Annotated in this window: 17 protein-coding genes; 6 read left to right on the top strand and 11 right to left on the bottom strand. The window is 44.5% G+C overall.

The genetic code is table 11. The features are described 5' to 3' along the window. Positions 1-6: 6 nt before the first annotated feature. Positions 7-1,206 carry a hypothetical protein gene (locus LEP1GSC050_RS09375; protein WP_010570962.1) on the top strand — a complete coding sequence of 400 codons (1,200 nt, stop codon included), beginning with the start codon at positions 7-9 and terminating at the stop codon, positions 1,204-1,206. Between the two features lie 105 nt (positions 1,207-1,311). Here the strand turns inward: LEP1GSC050_RS09375 and LEP1GSC050_RS09370 are convergent, their stop codons facing one another. Together LEP1GSC050_RS09370 and LEP1GSC050_RS09365 are read right to left on the bottom strand one after the other, a co-directional pair. Beyond that, positions 1,312-2,382, bottom strand: coding sequence for a PA0069 family radical SAM protein (locus tag LEP1GSC050_RS09370; RefSeq protein WP_010570961.1), 1,071 nt, complete (start codon positions 2,380-2,382; stop codon positions 1,312-1,314). Between the two features lie 196 nt (positions 2,383-2,578). Continuing rightward, on the bottom strand, positions 2,579-3,208 hold the full coding sequence (locus tag LEP1GSC050_RS09365) for a glutathione S-transferase family protein (protein WP_010570960.1): 630 nt from the start codon (positions 3,206-3,208) through the stop codon (positions 2,579-2,581). Positions 3,209-3,725: 517 nt separating this feature from the next. On the opposite strand from LEP1GSC050_RS09365, the gene LEP1GSC050_RS09355 reads away from it, so the two are divergent. Continuing rightward, complete coding sequence (locus LEP1GSC050_RS09355; protein ID WP_010570958.1) at positions 3,726-4,787, top strand: PAS domain S-box protein; 1,062 nt, start codon at positions 3,726-3,728, stop codon at positions 4,785-4,787. A gap of 94 nt (positions 4,788-4,881) precedes the next feature. Continuing rightward, entirely contained in the window at positions 4,882-6,795 is a 1,914-nt protein-coding gene (locus tag LEP1GSC050_RS09350; protein ID WP_010570957.1) for a PAS domain-containing sensor histidine kinase, read from the top strand. 27 nt (positions 6,796-6,822) lie between these two features. Here the strand turns inward: LEP1GSC050_RS09350 and msrA are convergent, their stop codons facing one another. Beyond that, entirely contained in the window at positions 6,823-7,452 is a 630-nt protein-coding gene (gene msrA, locus LEP1GSC050_RS09345; protein WP_010570956.1) for a peptide-methionine (S)-S-oxide reductase MsrA, read from the bottom strand. Positions 7,453-7,611: 159 nt separating this feature from the next. Between msrA and LEP1GSC050_RS09340 the strand changes: the two genes are divergently transcribed. Next, entirely contained in the window at positions 7,612-9,852 is a 2,241-nt protein-coding gene (locus tag LEP1GSC050_RS09340; protein WP_010570955.1) for a SulP family inorganic anion transporter, read from the top strand. Between the two features lie 85 nt (positions 9,853-9,937). On the opposite strand, the gene LEP1GSC050_RS09335 is transcribed toward LEP1GSC050_RS09340, so the two are convergent. After that, positions 9,938-10,339, bottom strand: a complete 402-nt coding sequence (locus tag LEP1GSC050_RS09335) for a GreA/GreB family elongation factor (RefSeq protein ID WP_010570954.1) — start codon at positions 10,337-10,339, stop codon at positions 9,938-9,940. Positions 10,340-10,741: 402 nt separating this feature from the next. On the opposite strand from LEP1GSC050_RS09335, the gene LEP1GSC050_RS09330 reads away from it, so the two are divergent. Further along, the gene (locus tag LEP1GSC050_RS09330) at positions 10,742-11,335 is read left to right on the top strand and encodes a hypothetical protein (protein ID WP_010570953.1); all 594 of its coding nucleotides are present in this window, start codon (positions 10,742-10,744) and stop codon (positions 11,333-11,335) included. Positions 11,336-11,735: 400 nt separating this feature from the next. Then, a complete protein-coding gene (locus tag LEP1GSC050_RS09325) occupies positions 11,736-12,266 on the top strand; it encodes an SET domain-containing protein (RefSeq protein WP_010570952.1) in 531 nt (176 codons plus the stop codon). A 43-nt stretch (positions 12,267-12,309) separates the two neighbouring features. On the opposite strand, the gene LEP1GSC050_RS09320 is transcribed toward LEP1GSC050_RS09325, so the two are convergent. The 7 genes from LEP1GSC050_RS09320 to LEP1GSC050_RS09285 form a co-directional block, all read right to left on the bottom strand. Then, positions 12,310-12,897 (bottom strand): DUF2179 domain-containing protein, encoded by a 588-nt coding sequence (locus LEP1GSC050_RS09320; RefSeq protein ID WP_010570951.1) that lies wholly within the window; start codon positions 12,895-12,897, stop codon positions 12,310-12,312. Between the two features lie 443 nt (positions 12,898-13,340). Next, positions 13,341-13,652 (bottom strand): LIC_10461 domain-containing protein, encoded by a 312-nt coding sequence (locus tag LEP1GSC050_RS09315; RefSeq protein WP_010570950.1) that lies wholly within the window; start codon positions 13,650-13,652, stop codon positions 13,341-13,343. Further along, positions 13,640-14,017 (bottom strand): Bor/Iss family lipoprotein, encoded by a 378-nt coding sequence (locus LEP1GSC050_RS09310; RefSeq protein WP_010570949.1) that lies wholly within the window; start codon positions 14,015-14,017, stop codon positions 13,640-13,642. The genes LEP1GSC050_RS09315 and LEP1GSC050_RS09310 overlap by 13 nt, the downstream gene beginning before the upstream one ends. Then, positions 14,014-19,803, bottom strand: a complete 5,790-nt coding sequence (locus LEP1GSC050_RS09305) for a beta strand repeat-containing protein (RefSeq protein WP_010570948.1) — start codon at positions 19,801-19,803, stop codon at positions 14,014-14,016. Before LEP1GSC050_RS09305 ends, LEP1GSC050_RS09310 begins: the two co-directional genes overlap by 4 nt. 340 nt (positions 19,804-20,143) lie before the next feature. Next, positions 20,144-21,646, bottom strand: a complete 1,503-nt coding sequence (locus LEP1GSC050_RS09295) for an HTTM domain-containing protein (RefSeq protein ID WP_010570947.1) — start codon at positions 21,644-21,646, stop codon at positions 20,144-20,146. A gap of 12 nt (positions 21,647-21,658) precedes the next feature. Next, positions 21,659-22,615 (bottom strand): DNA-processing protein DprA, encoded by a 957-nt coding sequence (gene dprA, locus LEP1GSC050_RS09290; protein WP_010570946.1) that lies wholly within the window; start codon positions 22,613-22,615, stop codon positions 21,659-21,661. 40 nt (positions 22,616-22,655) lie between these two features. Beyond that, positions 22,656-23,540: a tetratricopeptide repeat protein gene (locus LEP1GSC050_RS09285; protein ID WP_010570945.1), complete on the bottom strand. Its 885-nt coding sequence runs from the start codon at positions 23,538-23,540 to the stop codon at positions 22,656-22,658. Between the last annotated feature and the right edge of the window lie 190 nt (positions 23,541-23,730).

The raw sequence follows: 23,730 nt of genomic DNA, 5'->3' as shown, positions 1-23,730 counted from the left end.
TAATTCATGAAGAATAAAAAAAATTGGATCTATGCAGGATTGCTAATCGCAAGTCTATTGATTCTTTTTGTATTATGGGAAGAGGCGAAGGAAGAAGGACTCTTTCTTACCGAGAAAGAGAAAAAAGAAAAAGCGGAATTTATGGCTAGGGGAGTATCCCCGTCGGCTTCCGGAACATCCGATTCCGGTTATTTTCAAAGTTTGGATGAAAGCATTCCACCCGAAAAAATTTTAAAAGATTATCTTGAATGGTCCGAGTATCCTCCGAATTCCAGACCTCTAACAAAATATAACGAAGATCTATTGAATCCGTACTTCATAGGCATTTCTGCAGTACCGATGGCGGATAAACCGACGGACAAACAACCTAACGGCTACTCCTGCAAGCTTCAACCTTTACAATGGGCGGCGATCGGAACCCGCGATCCTTTATACATTACTCTTGAATGTTACGATAATAAATTTCAAAGAGTTCCTTTGGACGTTCGAAATGTGAAATTAACGAGGGAATTTGACGGTAACAAATTCGGAGCTATAAGTCCGGACGGAAACGATAACGGGGTAGATGGAGACGTAAAAGCGAAGGACAATCTGTTTACGTTTCAATGGAGACCGACCTCTAAAGATTGGGGAGATATGTTTTTGGAAGTGGAATTCGTTTACGGAAAAGAGAAGAAGGAAGGCAAAATCATTTCTTCCTTCTTCTCCTCGCCTAATCAACCGGCGGAATGGAGCAGTTACTTTTCCGATTCTCCTTCCGACGGATCCCTTTCCGTTCGCGCGGCATTAAATGTTTTTAGATCCGGCACCTATCATTTGGAAGCGAATTTGATTCATGCCGCGAGTGGAGAACCAATCGCTTGGGCCTCCTATGACGGAAAGTTGAACGGGGGAAGACAAGAAATTGATTTCCTATTCTTCGGTAAATTGATTCGTGAGAGCGGTTTTGACGGGCCGTATGCACTCTCTCAATTGCGAGGGCATCGAGTGAATCTTCCGATCGATCCAGAATGGTTTTCACAGGGTGCCGACGGGATGAGGAAGATTCTCGCGGCTAAAACTACCGAGCCTGACAAGGAATTAATTGCTCCATACAAAGAAAACTACGTAACCAGGACCTACGATCAAAACACCTTCTCTTATAAAGCTTGGCAATCTCCCGAGAAGGAACAGCAAGTCAAACAACTTCAAGAGCATATTAAATGATCTAGTGCGTTCGGGTAGAATCCTAGTACGACTCTAGGAAGTTCAATTTTAGTATCGAATGCTCCCTTGCGCGCCGATTTCTGCTCCGGGTTCCGATATGGAATACTAAAAAAGTCCAGGCAATAGATCCTGATTTTTGCTCGGCTGAACTTGGTATTCCTCCGGAACTCGGAATAAGTCTTTGCGAAAGGAGGCCCTTTCGTTTAGATTGAAGCGTTTTGTCGCCAACCGGAATCTAGTTTGTAAAAGTTCTGCATACTTGCCCGTTCCGGTCATACGTTGGCTAAAGTCGGAATCGTATAATTTACCTCCGCGGGCTTCACTAAGCACTCGAAGGATCTTCTCCTTTTTTAACGGGTAATTGATTTCCAGCCATTCGACGAACAGTTGGGATACTTCGTATGGAAGGCGGAGAAGGACCATTCCGGCACTGGAAGCGCCGACATTCCTTACTTCTTCCAAAATTGTTTCCATTTCCGAATCGTTTAAAAAAGGAATCACAGGAGCGAACATCGCCCCAACCGGCACCGATCCCTTTGATAAACCGCGAATCGCTTCCAATCTCTTTCCAGGAGCGGGGGCTCTGGGTTCGAGCGTCGACCAAAGTTCTTTATCTAGCGTAGTTACCGAAACATATACTTTCAGGATGCCTAATTTTCCCATTTCCGACAAAATATCTATATCTCGTAGAATTAACGATGATTTGGTAATGATGGCAGTGGGTTGTCGAAATTTGAGTAAGACTTCTAAAATTTTTCTCGTATTCCGATAGGTTCTTTCCCCGGGCTGATACGGATCGGTTGCAGTTCCGAGGGTAATCGTTTCTACCGGGCCTTTGCGTTTTCTCAATTCATTGATCAGTAGGCGATCTATGTTCTTCTTTACGAAAATTTTGGACTCGAAATCGATCCCGGGGGAGAGATCCACATACGCATGATTTGGACGCGCAAAACAATAAATGCACCCGTGCTCGCAACCGCGATACGGATTGATACTCGCGTCAATAGGGATATCGGGAGAATCGTTATGAGTGAGAATCGATTTAGAATCTTCCGAAAAAAATTGAGTAGTTCGATTTCCTTCGTCTTCTTCTCTATCTTCATTCCAGATCTCTCGAGATACTGAATCGAATCGTCCTTCCGGTGCGGAAATCGTACCTCTTCGTTGCTTTTTCATCTGCTATCTCGAAGTTAAACTTTCGGGAAAAGAATACAATTTAGCTATTTATATGTAAACTAAAAATTTGTATAGTATTTATTTTTCCAATCAGAGCGGATGTATTTAGTTCTAGTAAGGAATTCCGGATTCCAGATCGTTTTTTAAGAAACGCTGAAATTGTGGTGAGAAGCTTTTTTACGATACCTAGGATTTCTTAAGCGCTCTCTAATTCTTTGGCTGCTTCCGCTTCCCATTCTTTATATGCGGGCAGTCCGGAAATTGTTCGAACATACTGGGAAGCTAGATCCGGAAGATTTACGTCGTACGTGATAAATCTGGAGACAACAGGCGCGTAGAACGCGTCCGCAACAGTAAAATCTTTTCCGAATAAAAATGGTCCGCCAAACGACTGTAAGTTTTCAGTCCAGATTTGAATGATTCGATCAATATCTTTTAGCGCCTCCGGGGGGATTTCTTTTCCTTTAATTCTTCCGGTAAAATTCATACCGAGATTGCTACGCAATCCGGTAAAACCGGAATGCATTTCCGCCGAAACGGATCTTGCTTTAGCTCTTGTCGAAGGATCCTTGGGCCAAAGCTGAGGGAATTTTTCCGCGATATATTCGCTAATGCTTAAACTATCCCAGATCCATAAATCCCCATCGTGGAGTACCGGTACTTTTTTAGAGGGAGAGTATTTCTCGATCACCGAGGAGTATTCCGGAGTAAAAAGTTTTAACGAAACTTCCCGAAACGGAACACCGGCTTGTTTAAGTAGTATCCAAGGTCGAAACGACCAAGAAGAAAGATTCTTATTTCCAATAACCAAAATGAGATCGTTCATAAAGTTATGATTCGTTCGTCCAAGATCGGTTGCAAGAAAGATCTACGCTGCAAAACAGGAGTTTTTCCGGTTTAAAGAAGAGATTCACGTCTGAGTTTGCGCCGGTAAAGAGGATATATAGAGCGCGTTCGTTGATTTTTGCGGTGATTCGTTTTATTTTGCGCCAGAAACGGAGTAGGTGATTATAAATATGAAACCGATTACGTTATTCGATGTTTCCTTCCGGAGATCGGATTAGATTTCAGTATCAAAAAGGTTCCGTTCTATTGCTTCACTATTCCTAGAAAAATTGCAATTCTACTCGCAATGATTTTAAAGAAAAAGTCGTCATAAAATAACAAGTTAGAACACCTTTCTTGCGCAGGAAATTCTCCAAAGTTGTTGGATTTTGTAGGTTTTTTTTGTCCTACGTAGTGTAAGAAGGCGAGAGTTTTCCCCCTCTTCATTTTCTTGGGAAATTTCGCGTCCGTTTAATATAGTTTCCCGAAACCTCACGGGAGCTAGAAGGATCGAGAGATTGGAAGATTTAAAGGAATACGTTCTAAAATACGAAACCTTACCTGACATCCTACTGATCTGCGACTTGCAGGGCCAAATTATACATATAAGCGGCAAAGGACTGGAAATTTTAGGACTTCATTCGGGCGACGTATTCTTCGGAAAAAAATTCATGGATTTTTTCTCCGATGCGGATCGTGCTTATATCGCGTCCGAGGTCTTCCCATCAACTTTACGGGAAGGGGAATGGCGAGGCTACGTCTATCTTCGTAAAAAAGGCGGGGAAGAAATTCCCGTATTGCAAATCGCTCCTGTGCTGCCCAACTCCCAAAAACGACTCTCTTTATTTCTTTTCTTAAAAGGTGGATCCGCTTGCGCTTCGATGCGTAACGAGGCGATTTATAGGGCATTTAGACAATCGCGTAATGCGATGTTTTTAACGGACAAAAGCGGCACTATTCTCGCCGTTAATCGGCAATTTGAGACGCTTTCAGGATTTAAAGAGGAGGAATTGGTCGGAAAGACCCCTAAAATCTTTCAATCTGGCCAAACGTCACGGGAATTCTATGATGAATTTTGGGAAAAGATTCTGAGCGGGAAAGAGTTTCATGGCAGTTTTCTGAATCGAAACCACGCCGGAAAATATGTACAATGGAACCAGGTCATTTCCCCAATTCAGGACGAAGAAGGAAAGATCTCAAGTTTCCTTAGTATGATTCTTTCTAATAATGAAGTGGGCGGCCTTGTAAAATTGCGGGGGTCCATGGAAATCGGAACGGAACCGATTTCACCTCCGGATATATTTCGTAGATACGAAGGCTTGGACAAAGCGGCTCTCGTACGGATGCTTCGGGAAAAAACCAAGCTTACTCGAAAGGAGACCGAAATATGTGCCGGGATAGCCTCTGGAAAAGATAAGAGTCTAGTTTGCGAAGAACTTGGTATTCATCAAGGAACCATGAAAAATCACCTGAAGTCGATCTATCGAAAAACGATAGATCTCGAAAAAGACATTCCCGGGCCTGAACGAGATAAATTGCAAAGATTGACGATTTATCTATTCCGCCTTCTGGGAGACTAGCTTTTCTTTAAATATTGTCGCTTAAGGGACAATATTTCTTCTCAATTCTCTATCATACTGTTAAAATGTCATTTTCAGCGCTAGGAAATTTTCGATGACTTTATTCGGTGGAGAATCTTCGAGCGAAGATTCTCCCATTATAGGAGACAGCACGCCCCCCGAGAATTTATACTATCGAACCCTTAATTTATTGCAGGAAGCGATTTATCTCTTAGATGGCAAGGGAAGAATCATGTTTGCAAATGATAGGGCCTTGCAATGGTTAGGCGGTACGTCGAACGATTTAATCGGACACCATTTCTATGAATCCCCCTGGAGGATCGTTCGGGCAGCCGGAATACCCTTTCCAAAGGAAAATTTTCTGGAGAAAATTCTGGGAGAAGAAGCGGGAAGTTTTCCCGATTTAGAAATCGTTACCGCATCGGAACTTTCGTTTTCAACCTCTTGTAAATTCGATACTATTAAAACCGATAACGGACAAATATCGTACATTTTACTTTCCTTCTTTGATGAAACGAATAGTAAAAAGGTGCAATCGCATAATCTTCAATTGGCGGCAGCAGTAAACGATACCGCCGACGCGATTTTTGTAACAAACTCCGGCGGCAATATAGAATTCGTAAATCCTGCATTCGAAAAACTTACGGGATACAGTTTATACGAGATCCAAGGTTGCTCGCCCAATCGATTAAAATCCGGATTACAAGATCAGACTTTTTACAAACGGTTATGGGAAACGATTTTGAACGGGGAGACCTTCCGGGCAACCGTTGTAAATAAGAAGAAAAACGGCGATTTGTTTTATTGCGATCAAACGATTTCTTCGACAAAGGATTCCGCGGGTAAGATCATTTCCTTCGTTTCCATCCTGAAAGACGTAACCGAACCGATGGAAATGCAACGAACATTACGAGTAACCACTGAGCGGCTTCGATCCTTATTGGATAACGCGCTGGAAGGTATTTTTGCGGTTTATAATCGCCAAGTCATCTACGGGAATCCTACCTTCTTCAAAATGCTCGGTTACGATCCAAATTCTTCTTCCGCACTGATTCGCGTGGCCGACATTTTAGTGGATCGCGATCAGAGAAATGTTCTTAACGGGCTATTAGCCGAAACAGGTAAAATACAAGGTGAGGAAGTACACCTACTGAAAAAAGACGGTTCTCCTTTTTATGGAACCTTGCGGGTATTTGCACACTCGCAGAATCCGGGCTATTTGGAAGGATTCTTGTTGGATCAAACTGAACGAAAAATGATCGAGACGGAGAAGGATTCCTACGAATCGATTTTACGTAGGAGCCAAAAATTGGAATCCATCGGGCTCATTGCGGCTGCAATGATTCACGAGATTAACAATCCGCTTACGATCGTTCTGGGCTACTCCAATCTATTGGCAAAATCATTAGTCGATCCCAAACTTCTGAAATACGTGGATATTATTTCGGCAGAAACGGATCACTTATCAAAACTGGTTAAGGATTTACTATTATATGCGAAGGGAGACGGGACAAGCTTCGAGAAGGTCGATCCGTATAACCTCCGAGACGATGCCCTAGCTCTAGCGGATCCACTTTTGCAGATCGAGAAAATCAGAGTGGAGGAAGCGCGAGAACGCGAATCCCTACCTCTTATTTTGTGCCAAAGTCAGAAAATTAAGCAGGTCCTGCTCAATCTGTTAATCAATGCAAAGGACGCACTTTGCACCGAAGTAACGGAGAATAAATTATTGGGCATCGATATCTTCGGTATCAAAGGGCAATCGGGCATCGTGGAAAAAATTCGATTCGAAGTTTGGGATAACGGTCCGGGTGTTCCCCAATTTATCCGAAGCGCGATATTCGACGCGTTTTTTACGGCTAAGGAATCTCGCGGGACGGGACTTGGATTGGCCATTAGCAAGAAAATTGTGGAAAGCCATCATGGGAGTATCGGACTCGCGGAAAAATTCGGCAAATCCTCCTGCTTTTATTTCGAACTTCCGATCGATTGCAAAACTCCTGTTTGAATTCCCGGCTTCGGTTTCATCGATGGCTTAGGATCCGTTTTGACCCCAGGTTTTCTTAAGGTATTCCTCTCGGCCCGATCCCCTTCGGTAGGCTTTATAATGTTCCGGATTCTTTTTATAATAATCCTGGTGATATTCTTCGGCGGCATAAAATTCTCCGACCGGTAATAATTCCACCGTGATCGGCTTGGAAAATTTTCCGGATGAGATCAAGGCCTGCTTCGATGCAGCTGCTAATTTTTTTTGAATATCATTTTTATAGAATATTGCCGTCCGATATTGGTTTCCTCTATCGGCGAACTGGCCGCCGTTGTCCGTCGGATCGATTTGTTTCCAAAACGTATCCAGTAGGGTCTCGTATTTTATTTTTTTAGGATCGTAAGTGACTAATACCGATTCTCGGTGACCTGTCCTGCCGTATCCCACATCTTCATATGTAGGATTTTTCTCCTTCCCGCCCGAATATCCCGAGACGACTGAAATTACTCCGGGAAGTTTTTCAAACGGACCTTCCATACACCAAAAACAACCTCCTGCAAAAATCGCCGTCTCGAATCTAGCGTCTTCTTTTGCATGGAATTCTCCAGGAATGAGGACTAACGGTAATATTAAGAACAAATATAAACGTAATATTATTCGAATGATTCGAAATTTCATAGATTAACCTCGGTGTTCGAATGCCTAAAAAATCCTGGCTTTTTACAAAGCGTTAAGATAATTAGCACTCATTTAAGGATTCGTAGCGCACTCGTTGTTCGTTACACTTGAACGCGTTTACGGAATTATAATTCCGATTTTTTTTAGAACTTCTAAACGATGCGATCCAAAATAGATACATTTCGAAAGAATATTCTCTTTGATGCTCTCGCCGGGCTGGCGGTATTTATAGTTGCAATTCCGCTTTGTTTGGGGATTGCCCACGCTTCAGGAGCTCCTCTCTTTGCAGGAATCATCAGCGGTTTTATTGGCGGAATCATTGTCGGTAGTTTAAGTCGTTCTTCTTTTAGCGTTTCGGGACCAACGGCAAGTTTGACAGGGATTGTTTTATCAGGAATCAGTGATTTAGGAAATTTCGAAACGTTTTTATTATCCCTTCTTATCGCCGGTGGAATCCAAATTATTTTAGGAATATTGCGGTCCGGAAAACTCGCCGCTTACTTTCCCTCTGCGGTAGTTACCGGAATGCTCGTGGCGATCGGGATTATTCTTATCATTAAGCAATTTCCTCACTTAATGGGTTATGATATCGAAGAATTCGGAGTGGAAGAATTCGATCTTACGAAGCAGGATATTAATGAAACTTACCAAGATAGCCATGAACCTATCGAAAAAAATACGTTTACCGTCTTACTACATTCTTTCCTAAATTTTCGAAGCAATGTATTCGTTATAGGTTTTCTTTCCTTGGTCGCTTACGTTATCTGGGAGAAAAAAATTGCCGAGAAGTTTCGATTTCTACCTGCTTCTTTGATCGCTATCGGAACCGGTGTATTGTTGAACGTATGTTTGGAAGGATTTAATCCGGAATTTGCGTTAGGAAGAGATCATTTGGTTCAGCTCCCGATCTTAAAAAATCCTTCCGACTTATTCGGCCAACTCACGTATCCGAATTTTTCTGCATGGAGAAATCCAAGTGTTTGGAGTTTGGGGCTGCTGATCGCCTTAGTCGCTTCCGTTGAATCCTTGCTTTGCGTCGAAATTATCGATCGCTTGGATGAAGAAGGGAGAAAGACACCTATGTCCAGGGAACTACTAGCACAAGGCGTAGGAAACATCGCGTGCGGATTGATAGGCGGGATTCCGTTGACTAGCGTGATCGTTCGGGGTTCGGTAAATATCGCTTCGGGGGCTAAATCCAAAGTATCGGTTATTTTGCACGGTGTGTTAATCGCGCTCAGCATATTGCTACTTCCTACTCTGATGAATCGGATTCCTTTGGCTTCCCTTGCAGCCATTTTAGTGGTGATAGGAATCAAATTAGCGAAGCCAAAAATTTTTCGAACGATCCTCTCTCGTAGAATTTCTCAATGGTTACCTTTTTTAGGAACGGTAATCATTACCTTATTCAGCGATCTCCTTATTGGAACGTTTTGTGGGATTATCCTTTCCTTGGTTTTCGTCCTGTACGAAGACCACCGGACCGTCGTGATTAGGATCGAGGATCATGGAAAATTCAGAAGAATCGTATTGGGAGAAAATTTAGGATTTTTCCATAAGGCGAGGATCCGGGAAATATTAGAGCAGCAACCGGTAGGCATTACGTTGGAAATCGACGGAAGTCGCACCTTACACATAGACCAAGACGTTACGGAACTAATTCATGAATTTCGGAATCGGGCAGCGCGTAAGAATATTTCAGTGATTCTAGGAGGCATTCCGAATATGAACAATGATATACAGGACCTTAAGGAAGAAATGGATCGCTCTTATCGTAAGCTTCTGAACAATAATCGAGATTGGGCCAAGGAAAGGACTGATCAGGACCCTATGTTCTTTTCTAAACTGGCAGAAGGACAAACACCGCAAATTCTTTTTATCGGATGTAGCGATTCGAGGGTTCCGATCGACGTTATCACCAAAACCGATCCTGGAATGATTTTTACTACTCGCAACATCGCTAATATAGTTTCGGTGGACGATATTAGCTTATTTAGCGTAGTGCAGTACGCGATCGAAGTCTTAAACATAAAACATATTATCGTTTGCGGGCATTACGAATGTGGCGGCATAAAGGCCGCATTGACGGGTCGATCTACGGGACTTATCGATAATTGGATCACTCATATCAAAGACATTTATTTAAAACATCGCTATGAGCTGGACGCCCTAGGAGAAAAGGAGCGGGAACGAAAGCTAATCGAATTGAATGTCGCGGAACAAGTGATCAATCTGTATAAGACAAGTCTAGTCCAATCGGCTTTGAAGAAGTACGGCTTCCCTCGAATTCACGGTTGGGTGTACGACCTCGGTACGGGGAATCTGAAAGAAGTAGAATACCGGACGCTTCTCAGGAAAGAATTAGGCGGATTTTACGAAATAGAACTGGATCAGCTCTGACAAAATCATAACTAGTGCGATTTTATCGAAGACTCGATATGGTTTACGTCCGCTTCGAGTCGAATTCCTACAGGACGGCAGGCGATTATTGTGGTTGAAAAAGTAGTTCCTGAACTCTCAGATATTTTTCATTTCCGTCGATCAACCAGCGAACGACTTCCCCAACTCTCGCGCCTAAAACGGCGCTACCATAAGGGGAAAGTACGGAGATTTTTCCGTTAGTGGGCGTATGATCTCCCGAATCTTCGGGATAGACCAGGGTAAATTGAAAGGCCTCGGCATTCCCTAAATCCCGAAGAACGAATTTCGAATTCATCGTAATCAAATCTTGGGGGATCTCCCTAGGATCCAGCTTTTTGGCCTTGGAGAGTTCTTTTTTTAAACTTTGAATGAAGTAAGGAGGGACTGGGTGAGGAAGCTCCGGACTCTCTAAAGTGGAAAGGATTTTTTGATGATCAGGTTTCGTTACAAGCCGTTTCGCGCTCATAGAACTTCTCACCTCCCGGTAGCAATGTGGAAAAGTTAAGTTCGAAATCTAAGAGCGTGCGGATACGCTTCAAGCATTTTTCAATTTTTATGTATTTACTCACTTAAACGAGTGAGTATGAGACATAGCAAATGCTCCGTTTTTACTGCAGCGGTAAATTCTAACCGAATGTTGGAGGTAGGTTGATAATGTATATTAATAAATTGTAATATTAATCGTCTATTTTCCCTATTCCTCGGTAGTCCTAAATAACGAGAGAATCGCGGTTTAGGGCCGAGCATACCCGATAGGACAAAGTAGCTTTCCGTTTTAATGAGCATTCGTTCGAACAAAAAACGGTAGGAAGAAGCCTCTCGGTTTTTGTTCGTAAACGAGGGAAAATACTATACGGAAAAGTAGGTATTGGTAGAAGAGGTTCGAGCCATGCTACTTACCTTATTCTCGTTCGATAAAAGACGACCCTTGTTCCTGCTGAGGTGGCTCACTCGCCTCGTGGAAAGAAATGTGCAACCGGTTTTAATTCTGCCTAAGGGAAGTCTGAGTCTGGAGGACGGGTTAAAATTGGGAAAGCTTCTCTCCGAATTCTCGCGACCGTCCGTCCCGATCTTGCTGGGGTTTGCCGAGTCGTTGGCACAAGCCGAAGCATTTTGTAAGGAAGTGAAGAAAGGGAAATTGGGACAAACGGTTCCTAGAGTTTTGCCGGTATTTTTGAATGCTACTCGATTGAAGTCGGATAGTAGGGGCAAAGATTTTTCCGATCAATTGGAAGGTTTGGAAAAAGATTGGGAAAATTCCTTTCCGCTCACTTGTTTTATCGAGTTCGGAAGAGATCCCTCCCATCTTGCGGAGGCGAGCGGACGTACCTCCTTGTTCGAGTTATCTTCCCTTGTTGCCGAAGTCGGGTTCGGAAAACTTCGCCTTCTGAAAAGGGAAGAGAATTTTTCTTCGCCAATCGAGTGGACCGGTGAGGTTCTTTCCTCACTCCGCTTAGAGTGAGGGTTTCCGAGTCGAAAAGAGAAGAGCGTTCCTTGAAATTCGGCGGGCCGGAGCTTGACACATATACTCCTATTTAAATCTTGCTGATTATTTTTGCGTGCCTTGAGAGCCAAAGACACATCATCTAGCTCTTTCTTCCGTTAACAATTTTATTTTCGGGTCCGAAGACGGACTATAGTCCCGATTCGGTCGGATCATCCGGAACTTTTCCGTTCCTTCAGGGCCTTTATTTTTTTTGGGAAGCGACTCTGAGCGTCGCATCCCATCTCAAAAAAGAAGAAATCTCTTTTTCCGGTTCTAGGTGGGGGGTATTTCATATTTTTAATTGAACTTTTTTCGATCCCGGTCTTGACTGATTAAAATTTTGCCCCCTTCCGGGGGAAGAGCAGGTTGATCTTGCATGATCGAAAGACGCACGAACAAATTCGGGGAGAACGGAATTTTCGCCTCGTCACCTATAGCCTCAGGGACTCTCCTTTTTAGCTATAGCGAGTGGATCGAGGACGAAGAGTTCGGCTGGAAAGTACTGACCGTTACCGAAGCGGAAGACTTACCCGAATCTGAGAAGGAAATCTTCATGAAATACGGATATGATGTAGACTTTGGCCTCGTAACCGGTCCTACCGGACCCCAGTTCGTCATTAACCATTCCAACTTCATGAACCATTCTTGTGACCCGAATATGTGGTATGATCAGAACGACAATATCATTGCTAAGCGGGATATTAGACCGGGAGAAGAGCTTACCATCGACTATGCTAATTTCGTCGTGAACTTTGACCAGACCTTCGAATGTCGCTGTGGAGCCGCAGCTTGCAGAAAATTCATTCGCAAGGACGACTGGAAATTACTTCTGCCGGAGTATCATCTGAACTTCCCGGCATTCATGCACAAAGAAATTAAAAAGTTCCTGGTAAAAGTTCCGGCATAACCGGTTTGGCGCTTTGCCCGGGTATAGTTCCCTCCCGGGCATTTTACTTTCTAATTCTGGATTGCCTTCGCCAAAGGAGGCTGGCTAAAAATTCTCCTCCTGGCTCTTCCTTCCAAATCCCTGGATCGCTGGTCTTACGTGCATTCTCGAGCGTGTAAAAGGCTCCAGGGGCAGTTTGTCTTAAGATCTCTAAAACAAAAGGAACCTCTTTTCTACGTAAGAAAGAGAGAATCACGGTTACAGGTCCCCTGGCTCCCTGTGCATCCAGTCTGGTGGTTCTAAAGCCGGATTCGGTGAGTTTTTCCACGATTTTTTCCCCTTTTCCGGTAACGATGATCCGGAGTAGGGAATGTCCAATCGCCAGTTTTTCCTCTACCACCATCCCTAAATACGTCCCGGTGGCAAATCCTCCCGCATATGCAATATAGCAGAACGCATTGCTGAGATTCCGTATGATTTGAGTTATCACGATGAGCCAAAGGAGAACTTCTACAAAACCGAGGAAAGCCGCTAAAACCTTCTTTTCTCGGGAAATTAATATGATTCTCACAGTTCCGATACTTACATCAGTGACGCGGGCAAAATAGATGCAAAGCGGGAGAATCAGGTATTCGAAAGCCCAGGGTGGCATGGCTTTCTATTAAAATAGAATTCGAACAGTTATGCCAGTACTATTCGAGGGGTTAGAAGGTAGAGGGATTGCTGCCTTAAGTCAAATCGATTCCATGTATAAAATATTGCGCCCACTCGCAAAGGACAGATCTCCGGGCTCACGGCTCTGCAGGAGCTCCTACCAAATTCATTTTGAAAAAATTGTTGTCGGGGGAATCGTTTTGCGGTAGAGGAATTTTTCCACCGCTTCGCTCCGGCCCCCACCCACAGGGCGGGGTTTTTTAAGTAAATTCTACTCTCCGGGTCCCGTCCTTGTGGAACTCTTTCAGAAGACTGAGGACAGGGTTTATTAAGTGAAGTCGGCTCTCCGAACTCAGGGTCCCCCGTGAACTCCTCACGTGCAGAAGACAGAGGTCAGAGGACTGAAGCTGCTCGAAGTTAGAAATGCTACAGAGGACACTGTTATTTTTTACAGCGCACTTCGACGGTCTTGGTAGTGTAAAAAGGTCCGATCAAAAAATGAATGACGGAATCCAGAAATCCGGTCACCAGTCGGACTTCCGGATGCGAGTTTGTGCAAGACACTTCCGCCGCAGATCCAGAAGGGTAAATTCCAAATAAAAAGCTCGCTTGGCGAAATTTCCGGTCAGGTGCGTCCTTCGCCAAAGAGGCCGGAGGGGAGTCCGCTTCCTTATGCACCAGGATCGTTGAATGGCAATTAAAAAGAAGCACCGCTGCGGTGAATAAACAGAGAAAGTATTTTAAAGATAACATTCTATCTCCACTGTCTGAGGTGAATATACGGTAAAGCTTAGCTGCTCCCAAACCCCGTTCCAAAAACTCGTATATTGATGGACCAATTTGGGACCTTTAGGACAAAATTTTGCCGTGTCAAGAACCCGTGCGCCCGGATAGATTCCGAAAAAGTAATAATCTTGTACAATCCTATGTTTCTCGCTTGTTTGGTTCTGATCGGCATTTCGGAGTTCGAGAGCTTTCTTACATTCCCGCGAGGTAATCGAAGTGCGACAAGCTTCCGGAGTCATCGGGGGATAAACCACCATCGCATGTCTGCAAGATCCCAGGAGTAGAATTAGTAGCCATATGAAGCCGAATATTTTGTGCGATTGGATTCTCATTGGTTCTGTTGCCTATAAACTCGGACCGGAGTATTGTTTTTACCGACGCTCAGATACAAGTAATTCAAACCTCCGACAGGGACGGAAACGGCGGAGAATATCTGTTGGACATTCGTAGAATCCGTTAATCCATTTCCGGCCACTTGAGTCCAGGATGAGGAGGAGCTACCTGGGCTTGTGGTATTAGTCCGATAAATTCGAGCTCCCGATGGGTTATCGAACCCTACGTATAAGTAAGAACCGTTTTTAGCTACCATGGTGATTGTGCGGTTCGTAGAATCTCCGAAATTCGTGAGACCTGTTCCATCGTCCGCAACGACGCTCCAATCCCCGGAATCACAGTCGGTCGCACTCCCAGTTATCGTAGGATCGCATTTCCAGAGCTGTGCTCTTCGATTCGTATCCGTTCCATCGGTACATCCTGCGACCGTTCCTGCACCGGTTCTAAAATCCGTAGCTTGAGTTCCCTGGACGCAAAGGGTACGTGTCACATATAAATTTCCGTTAAATTCGGCGAACTGCGCAAATGCACGATCGGCCGGAATCAGATCGTAGAATTTGACGAGTTCCAGAGAGAACCAATTATTGGTGGCGCTATTATGCCATTTGCTATTTGCTCTTGGTCCGATTTCAGTCCAGTTCGCGCATGTATCATGCGAGGAGCAGGCAGTTGTAGGATCCGCGGTATTAGAACGTATTATGGATCCGTTATGGCCGACCGCATGTAGGCCGCCGTTTGCAGCATAAATTCGGTTATTAAACACGAAGAGAGAATCGACCCCTACATAATAGGCCCAGTTCGGGCTGGCATTATTTCCTCCGGAACTGGAGGCCCCGCCAAAATACGGCATGTAATCAATTCGGATCCTTCTACCCTTGCTTCCATCGTAGGCGTCACAATTGGAACCTGCCGTACAATTACCGGTACCGGAATCGGCGGAATTAAAACTTATAAAACCGAAATCAGGTGCATTAAATCCCGAAGTTCCATTATAATTCGGTTTTGCAAACCCCGGAAAGACTCGATCGTTTTGAACCGTAATTGCGGAAGTGCCGGCAGTCACGGTTCCCGTAATCGTCGACATATCGATGTATTTGAATCCTAGGTTTGAGGAAGTATCCGAAGAGTAGTATAAGTAATCGAAATAATAGTTTCCGCTACCGTCGGGAGTGGTTCTCGCTGCAGCAATGAATATGTAAGACGACCCGCTCAAAGTGCCGGTCGTAAATACCCCGCGACCACTCTCATTATCCGGCCCGCATCCGTTTGTAAGAGTCGCGTCATTGGCAGTACATCCCGAATGTCCCAAGGTAACGTAAGGAGGAACTGCTATGCTATTTTCTCGACTTGTTGCGGAATTCGTACTGGTCCTTGGATTGTCTCCCGAGCCTGTGTTTTGGACAATCGTATCTTGCGTGAACGTAAATTGAACCGATTCCGGAACCGAGCCGTCATACGCAAATCTCAGTGCACCGTTTCCACCGTTGTTCGGTCCGGTGTAAATCTTGCTATTAAAGTCGGCTAGATAACCGAACGTGGATCCGTTCGGGTCTACCGATACCGGACCGTCCGAAAAATTCACAGGAGACGTTCCGCAACCTGAAAAGGTGGCCCTGTCCCTCGGAGAGGCTTGGACGTTTTCGGAATTTCCCGCGTCGCGCACGGATCCCCAACTACTATTATCGAATCCATCCCCGTCGACAGCATTGGCCGATATGATCGTATATTGAGCTCCGGTTTGGAGTAGGGCGTGGGTAATGCAAACTTTTGCGGCGTCTGCGGGAGTTCCGTTACATACAGTTCCATCTAGAATTTTCGCGGAAGAAATCGATCCCAGATCAGTCGTTCCGACGAATTTATAGCGATTGGCACATTCCGTACTGTTACTACATTCCGCGGACCCCGAAGAATTGTTTCCGGAAAGTACCGGCTTGGAAAAATTGAGAACGACTGACGAGGTTGAAGCGCAAGTAGCAGAGCTAACTTTGAGTTGCTCCTGTCCTATAAAATCCCCGTAATTCGGACATGCGAGCGAATTCGGAATCGCCGATAAATCTTGAACTCCCGATTTGTTTACAATCAACGTATAACTTGTTCCGGAAACCTGAGAGCTAGACAATGTAATCGTAAATATGGATCCGGTTCCGGTTACCGATGAAATACCGAGCGCAGAACTCGAAGAGAAATTACTATTGTCAGAACAAGATCCGCTGACCGAAGAGGTCAATGCGAGTTTATAATTGGAAGCAGTCGTAGCTTGAGCCGCATTCACCGATTCCGAGTACGTGACTCGTACCGTCGTCGGGCCGAGAGATACTGTATTTAATACAGTCGGCGGTGTCGTATCCAGATATACAACGGTCAAAGAGGTATTTCCGCTAACGCTTCCGAACGTCGCAGATATCGTTACTGTTCCTGCAGCTACCCCGGTAACTTGACCTTGGGTTCCGTTAGCATTGCTGATCGTGGCTTTACTAGTGTCGGATGAAGCCCAAACCGCTTGAGAGGTTAAATCCTGTGTGCTTGAGTCGGAATAGGTTCCGGTTGCGGTAAAATTCTTCGTGTTTCCGGTATAAACCGATGAACCGTTCGGAGCAACCGATATGGAAACTAATACTGCCGCGGTTACAGTTAATGTGGTTGATCCAGTTACGGATCCGGATTGGGCTGAAATTGTCGCCGATCCTATAGCCACAGCAGTTGCCGTCCCTTGTTTCCCGTTCCCATTGCTAATTGTTACGGAGGCGGTATTGGATGAACTCCAAGTGACTTGAGTTGTCATATCCAATGTCGTTCCATCCGAATACACGCCGTTTGCGGTAAATCCGGTCGTATTTCCTTTAGGAAGATTCGAGTTTGCAGGCGTAACTTGAATCGATTGAAGTACTGCGGCAGTTACGGTGACTGCCGTATCGGAACTTTGGATCGAATTTAGAGTGGCGGAAATTTGTGTGCTCCCTTCCAATAATGCGGTTAATGTTCCCTGAGTTCCGGCTGCATTACTTACAGTCGCTTTTGTTTGATCAAAAGAGGACCAGGTTACTTGAGTCGTTATATCCTGAGTCGAGTTATCCGAGTAATGCCCGGTTGCGGTAAAATTCCGAGTTAATCCTTTAGAAATACTTAATGTCGGAGAAGGAGCGATCGTAATGCTAACTAAAGTCGCGGCTCCGACTGTAAGTACGCTAACCGGTGATACGACGGATCCTGATTGGGCGGTAATATTCGAAGTTCCAGTTTGTAAGGTAGTTGCAGTCCCTTGGGCGCCGGAGACGTTACTGATCGTCGCGACGTTTGTGTTTGATGAAATCCAAGTAACTTGCGACGTTAGATCTTGTACCGATCGGTCCGTATAGGTTCCGGTGGCGGTGAAATTCTTAGTCAAGCCGTCCGCTACCGTCGGATTGGTCGGATCCACTTGAATCGAGACTAAACGCGGTGCAGTGACGGAAAGATCCGCGTATCCGCTAATGGAATTTAAAGTCGCCGTGATTCTCGAAGATCCTTGGCTACCGCTACTTGGAGAGTTCAGTTGCTTTTTAGGTCCTGATAAGAGAATACCGAGTTGAATGATCGAGGTTTGAGAAGAAGTCCAAACGACTTGGTCGCTTACGTTCGAATGAGTTCCGTCGGAGTAAATTCCTACCGCTTCCGCTCGGGTGGAAGTTCCTTTTGCGATCGAAGAATCGTCGATGGAAACTTGGATCGAATCTAATATGGCGCTCGTCACAGTGAATGTGACTGCACCCGAAATGGAACCGATAGCGGCGCCGATTGAAACGCTGCCTTGTGAAATACCCGAAGTCTTACCTTGATTTCCGCTAGTGTTGTCAACTACTGCGATCGAAGAATCCGAGCTCGTCCAAGTCGCTTGGGTCGTAAGATCGGAAGTGCTTCCGTCGGAATAAGTTCCGGTCGCGATTAAATTCTGACTTCTTCCTTTAGGTATACTCGGTAGGGAAGGAGTGATCGTGATGCTTCGCAAGGTTGCCGCTGTGACGGTCAATGTGTTTACCGGAGAAGTTACGGATCCGAGAATAGCCGTGATATTAGAAGTTCCGATCGATAGCCCCGTAGCCGTTCCTTGGGCGCCCGACGCGTTGCTGATTACTGCAATACCTGTACTCGAAGAAGCCCAAGTAACCTGAGTGGTAAGGTCCTGAGTCGTAGCATCGGTGTAGGTACCGGTTGCCGTAAAGTTTTTCGTCAATCCCTTGGCGACACTAGGAGTTGTCGGGTCAACTTGAATCGAGATTAACCTTGCGGAAGTAACCGTAATATCCGCGTATCCGCTGATACTACCTAACGTTGCGGTAATTCGCGCGGAGCCGAAACTTCCAGTATTTGGGGAAAGAACTCCTTTTTTCGGAACGCCGTTTAACGATCCTAATTGAAGTGTGGACGTATTAGAAGTCATCCAGGAAACCTGGTCGCTGATATTTTGAGAAGTGCCGTCCGAGTAAATTCCCGATGCAAGAACGGTTGTCGAAGTTCCTCTCGGAATCGACGAGTCGTCGGGTGTTACTTGAATGGAAGTCAAAACTGCCGCGGTTACCTGGAAAGATACTGTTGAAGAAATTCCACCGATTGCAGCAGTTACGTTAGCTGTTCCGACATTCACCGCGGTTGCGCGTCCTTCGAGTCCGGCGCCGTTATCTACGGAGACGAAGCCAGCGTTGTCGCTCGACCAGGTCACCTGTGTGGTAATCGTGGAACTACTACCATCCGTGAATATCCCTGTAGCTACGAGGTTGAGGGTACGACCTTTAGCGATAGAAGGATTTGCAGGGGTAATCGAAATACTCTCCAATAGGGCCGCAGTAACTGTAATCTGAGTTTGATTGTTGATAGATCCCAGAGCCGCCGTAATTGTTGCACTTCCCTGCGCTTGAGTCGAAAGAAACCCTTTGTTTCCGGGCGCATTTCCGATTTGAGCAATCGAAGTGTCGGAGGATGTCCAGGTTACTTGCGAAGTTATATTCTGAGTGGAATTATCCGAATAGGTTCCTGTGGCCGTGAATTGCTGGGTTTTGCCTAACGGCAATGAGGAATTGATAGGTGTCACCGAGATAGCAACAAGGGACGCTTGGCTGATTGATAAGGGTAAACTCGCTGTAAGCCCTTGGTATCCTGCGCGAATCGAAGTTGAACCGACCGTAACTCCATGTACTAATCCATTTGTATCGACGGTTGCAATGGAAGAATTCGAGATGCTCCAAGTAGTGTTCGGATCGAGAGTTAAATCCTGAGTCGTTCCATCCGCAAAATTTCCTGTAAGAGAACATTGTCGAGAAGATCCCTTGGGAAGATTTGAATTCTGATCGGTACAAGTTATCGTTAAAGTGGATAGCGGTGCCGGAGAAACGGTAAGTTGAATCTGGGCTGTCTTGCCTTGGTATTCGATGGTTATCGTGGTAGAGCCGACTCGCATTCCTTGAGCCGCTCCTCCCGAAAGCATTTGAATCACGGAAGAATCCGCGGACGACCAATTTGCATCGCCGGTTATATCTGCATTCGTGTTATCCGAATAAATCGCAGTGGCTTTTAGAGGAATCGTGGTCGTTTTAGCAAGGCTTGAGTAGGGGGAAGAGATTTCGACTCTATTCAGCGTGGCCGGTTGGGAAGTTGCGCTCCCCGGCAAAAAAAAGAGAGGCCCGCTTCCCGTTTTCCCGGCTGCTAGTCCGACGGCACCCGTAAGTAAGGGCCATGCGGCGCATCCTTCGAGCAGGAAAAATAAAAGGATTGGAAAGCTTGCTCGCTTTGTATTTTCGATAATGCTGTACATTCTATTTCTCTTTTCGGATTAATTTCTCCCTAATTAACGCCGTAGTATTTAATCGGACGATTTTCCGGTATATAGTACTTCACAAAAAAATAAATTAAAAGGATTATACGTTTATAATAGAAACGATAGGTTATTTTTCTATTATATTTTCTTAAAGAGACATACATTCTTGAATCGAGTATCACTTAAGTATAGTTCGAGATTTTTTTTCTAAGAAAAGACGCGAAGGCTTGCTTGCGATTCATGAAACGTCGAATGACGTGCGACACAAAGGTGTGGCAAATTAAATAGTTTTGACTTCGGAATATTTTTCCAGAATTTTGAACGGGAAAAAGAGGATCTATTTTTCGTCCGAAAGAATCCAATCTTTATTCGAAAACCCGTCTTTAACTTTCATAAGGTCTCTTGTAGGATCAATGAATGTTCTACTTTTTTCCCCGTTTAAAGAAACGGTTATGTCGGCGTATACAGCGACATCGTCGCCGGTTTTCTTTCTCTCTTTTTCACCCAAATAATGAGCGAATTGTAGAATCAAATCCGGCTGGGTGCTCATCATGGTTTTTTGAAATTCGGTGAGATGCGATTCGGGAAGAACGAAGTGGACTTCTCCCGATCTTAAATTCGTTACCCGAAAAGATGCGATTCCGTTTTTTTGAATCAACATTATATGCCATGCGAATCGGAATCCTTGTTCTGTCCAAAGGTTGTTTCCAGGGTATAAAAAATGCCTTAACGGGAAAAAAATCTGCAGTAGAATATAAATGGACCAGAACAAGGTTCCTATTTTATTAATCGTTTTTGGATCATACTTTGGAAATTTATAATATAGATTACGTCCCCAGAGATCAGGTTTTTCCAGGTAAAGAAGCGCTTTTAGAAAAAATCCCGCCGAATTGAAGCGAAATGGAATCGGCAATTTTTGCCACACTTCTTGGAAAAGATTTCTTAGTTCGCCGTAAGGAAAGATTCCCCTTTTTTTTAGAAAGTTTCTGAGCTTTAACGGCCAGGACGGAGAAAAGAAAAGTGTGGCTGAAAGCGACATTATCCAGGGGAACATTCCGATCGGGAAAAGTTTCCAAGTCAGCGCGTGAAAAATAATCACGAGACAATACGCCCATATACGAAATTTCGCCTTTAAAAGAAGGAACGGAACGAAGAGATCGAATAATAATCCGGCATAACTGAAAACGTAACCGGCAATGGGATATGTAAAGAACTTTCCGAGTACCGGAAAATCGGTGTTCCGAATCAACCAAATTCTTAAAGGTTGGGCATGAAAAAGCCAATCCGGGACGATCTTTGCCAGCCCGCCGAAAAAATAAACGCAACCTATCTGAAATCGCAAAAGCCAGAGCGACCAATTTTGGATCTTTGGATTTGACCAGCGTCCGGTTCTATAAGTCTGCAAGAAGTGAGAGACTGATAGGCATCGATCCGCAGGAATCCAGATCATAATCCAAAGCAAGAGGACGACTAAATAATAATGGTTTAAATAGGTGGATACATCTAGTAAATTGAAATAAAGAAAACCGATCAGATATATGATAAGACAAATTCTATAGAGTATCCCAAGAGAGATTCCTATTCCGGCTAGAATCAATGTCCAGAAGAGAGTATATAATAACCAGCTCGGCAGTACCGGAACCCAATAGAATCCGTAATATTTGAAATGGAATTCGGGCTGCAAAAAATATTTTTCCACCCAATCGTATGCGAGATATCTCAACGCTAGGAAGGACAAAAGAATTCCAAAGACAAATCTAAATAAACCCACCGACCATGCAGGCGAATTACCCGATAGCTCCGTTCGAATCTTATTTAATAATGAAGACATCGATTTCATTCGTACCGATTCCTATGTTTCGGATCTTAGAAACCCATTTCCTAAATCAATCCAATTGCCGTCCAACGTCTCTTTTCCAAGACGGCTGAGCGTTGCCGGCAGGTCCTGAAAATTAGTAGGTAAAATGTCGTTTGCGTGAAAGAACTTTTCTTTTCGTCCGGAGAAAAGTGGAAAAAGAATTTTATTCGCACCGTCCGATAACAATTTTTTTCCGCCTTGATTGGAAAATTGAGCCGGATGATCGAAAATATAAACTTCCCTATTCTGCGAGACTGCACTAAAAGCTGAAGAAACCGCTCCGCTTTTTTCGGGCGCTTCCATAACGAGCAAAGAATCGCTGATACCTGTGATGATTCTGTTTCTTCTCGGAAAAGCATATTTTCTGATTTGAAATCCGGGTGGGTATTCGGTTACGACAAGAGCTCCCTCGGTGGTTTTCATTTTTCGATACAAATTTTTGTTCTCGTGCGGATATTCCCGGTCGGGTCCGGTTCCCATCACGCCGAGAACGGAAAGATTATTTTCCAAAGCATGTTCCATAGCGGAAGCATCGACGCCGATTGCGAGTCCCGAAACGATTCCTTGGTAACCTCGCGATGATATCGTAGACGTTAAATTTTTACAAGCTAGGCGAGTCACCGGGGACGGAGACCGAGTTCCTACGACTGCAAGCAGGTTCCTGTCTAGAACGGACGGATCTCCCATACAAAACAAATTGGGAGGAGGGTCGTAGATTTCCCGAAGATAGCGAGGGTAAATCGGGTCATAATAGCTTACGATAAAAACATTCAGCTTTTCTAAATAGGATCGATATAGTTTTGCGTCCGTTTCCGCTTCCGTCCTTACGCTTATCGGTAATCTTTTAATAAGCGTCTCGATTACCTCTTCAGGCGAGGAATAGAGAAAAAGAATCCGGGAGCGAATTACGAACGAATAAACTTTAGGGGAAGTTAAAGCGAGAAAATCCATTCTTAATTCGGGGGATAGGATTTATCAATATGGAAGAATATTATTTTTCCTGCACACTGAGTTTTTTTAAGTCTTCCTGGACGTTTCGATAAGAATCGTTCTCTTCCAGGTTTTCCTTAATGAATCCGTCTTTTTTAAGACTTTCTAATGTAGACTTAATGTACAAGTACTCGTCCTTCGCCGCCTCGGATTGACCGAGCCTGTATAAAAAATTGGCCTTTGCGAATCTAGTAGGAATGTTCCGGGGTTCTTTTTTTAGAATCGAATCCAAAATTACGAACGCTTTTTCCTGGTCGTGAAACCCGGCACTGATTCCTTCCCATGCAGAATCCACCATGGAAGAATCGAAATAGATCAATGCTAATTGAAACGGAAACCGCGAATCGCGAGGATCTTGTCGAGTTAAAGCCTGAAAGATTTCGATTGCAGACTGTCTGCGCGTCGGTTCCCAACCTCGATCTTTGGCCGCATTTGCATAAGCTAATCCCGTTTCGAATAATAATTGTTGATCTACAGGCATTTGCAACAAGGCCCTGTCAAAATAAGGAAGTGCGGATTCGAAGAAATGAACATCCGCTCCAACCACTTCGGATCGTTTTCCTTCCGACTCTTCCTTGAGGGCTTTATTATAATATTTGGCCGCAAGATCATAATCTCCGATTTTCATATATCCTTGTGCGATCTTCCAACTCAGAGCTCCCGCTGACCGGGTCTTGGAGGCGAGTTCTCGAATTTTCTTTTCCAACTCGATGATTTCCGCTTCATCCATTGCCAAGCGTCGCTTCCAGGCATCCAAATCCTCGACAGTCGGAGGTTTATACGTGCTTTTCGATGCGAATTTGCTTAAATTTTTGCACGCGGAAACTAGGCTTAAAATGATAAGAGCCGAATATAAGGCGGGAAGGTTCAAATTTATCTTTTTCATACTCATCGGGTTATAGTGAATACGGTGTAAGTAAACCTCGCATTGGTCTATGGAAAATCAAAATATGAAGAAGAATTTTCTTTTCTGAATTTAAAAATCCGCTCCGTTATCAAAATGGAGTTATTCTTATTGTGGGAGCTCCAACACGAAAGATATATCGTAAATGACTTGCGTGTTTTCCACAAATATG

The organism is Leptospira broomii serovar Hurstbridge str. 5399 (genome assembly GCF_000243715.2).
In the GTDB taxonomy this organism is placed as follows: domain Bacteria; phylum Spirochaetota; class Leptospiria; order Leptospirales; family Leptospiraceae; genus Leptospira_B; species Leptospira_B broomii.
Note: the sequence above shows the minus strand (reverse complement) of the source record. Positions and strands in the feature narration are given on the sequence as shown.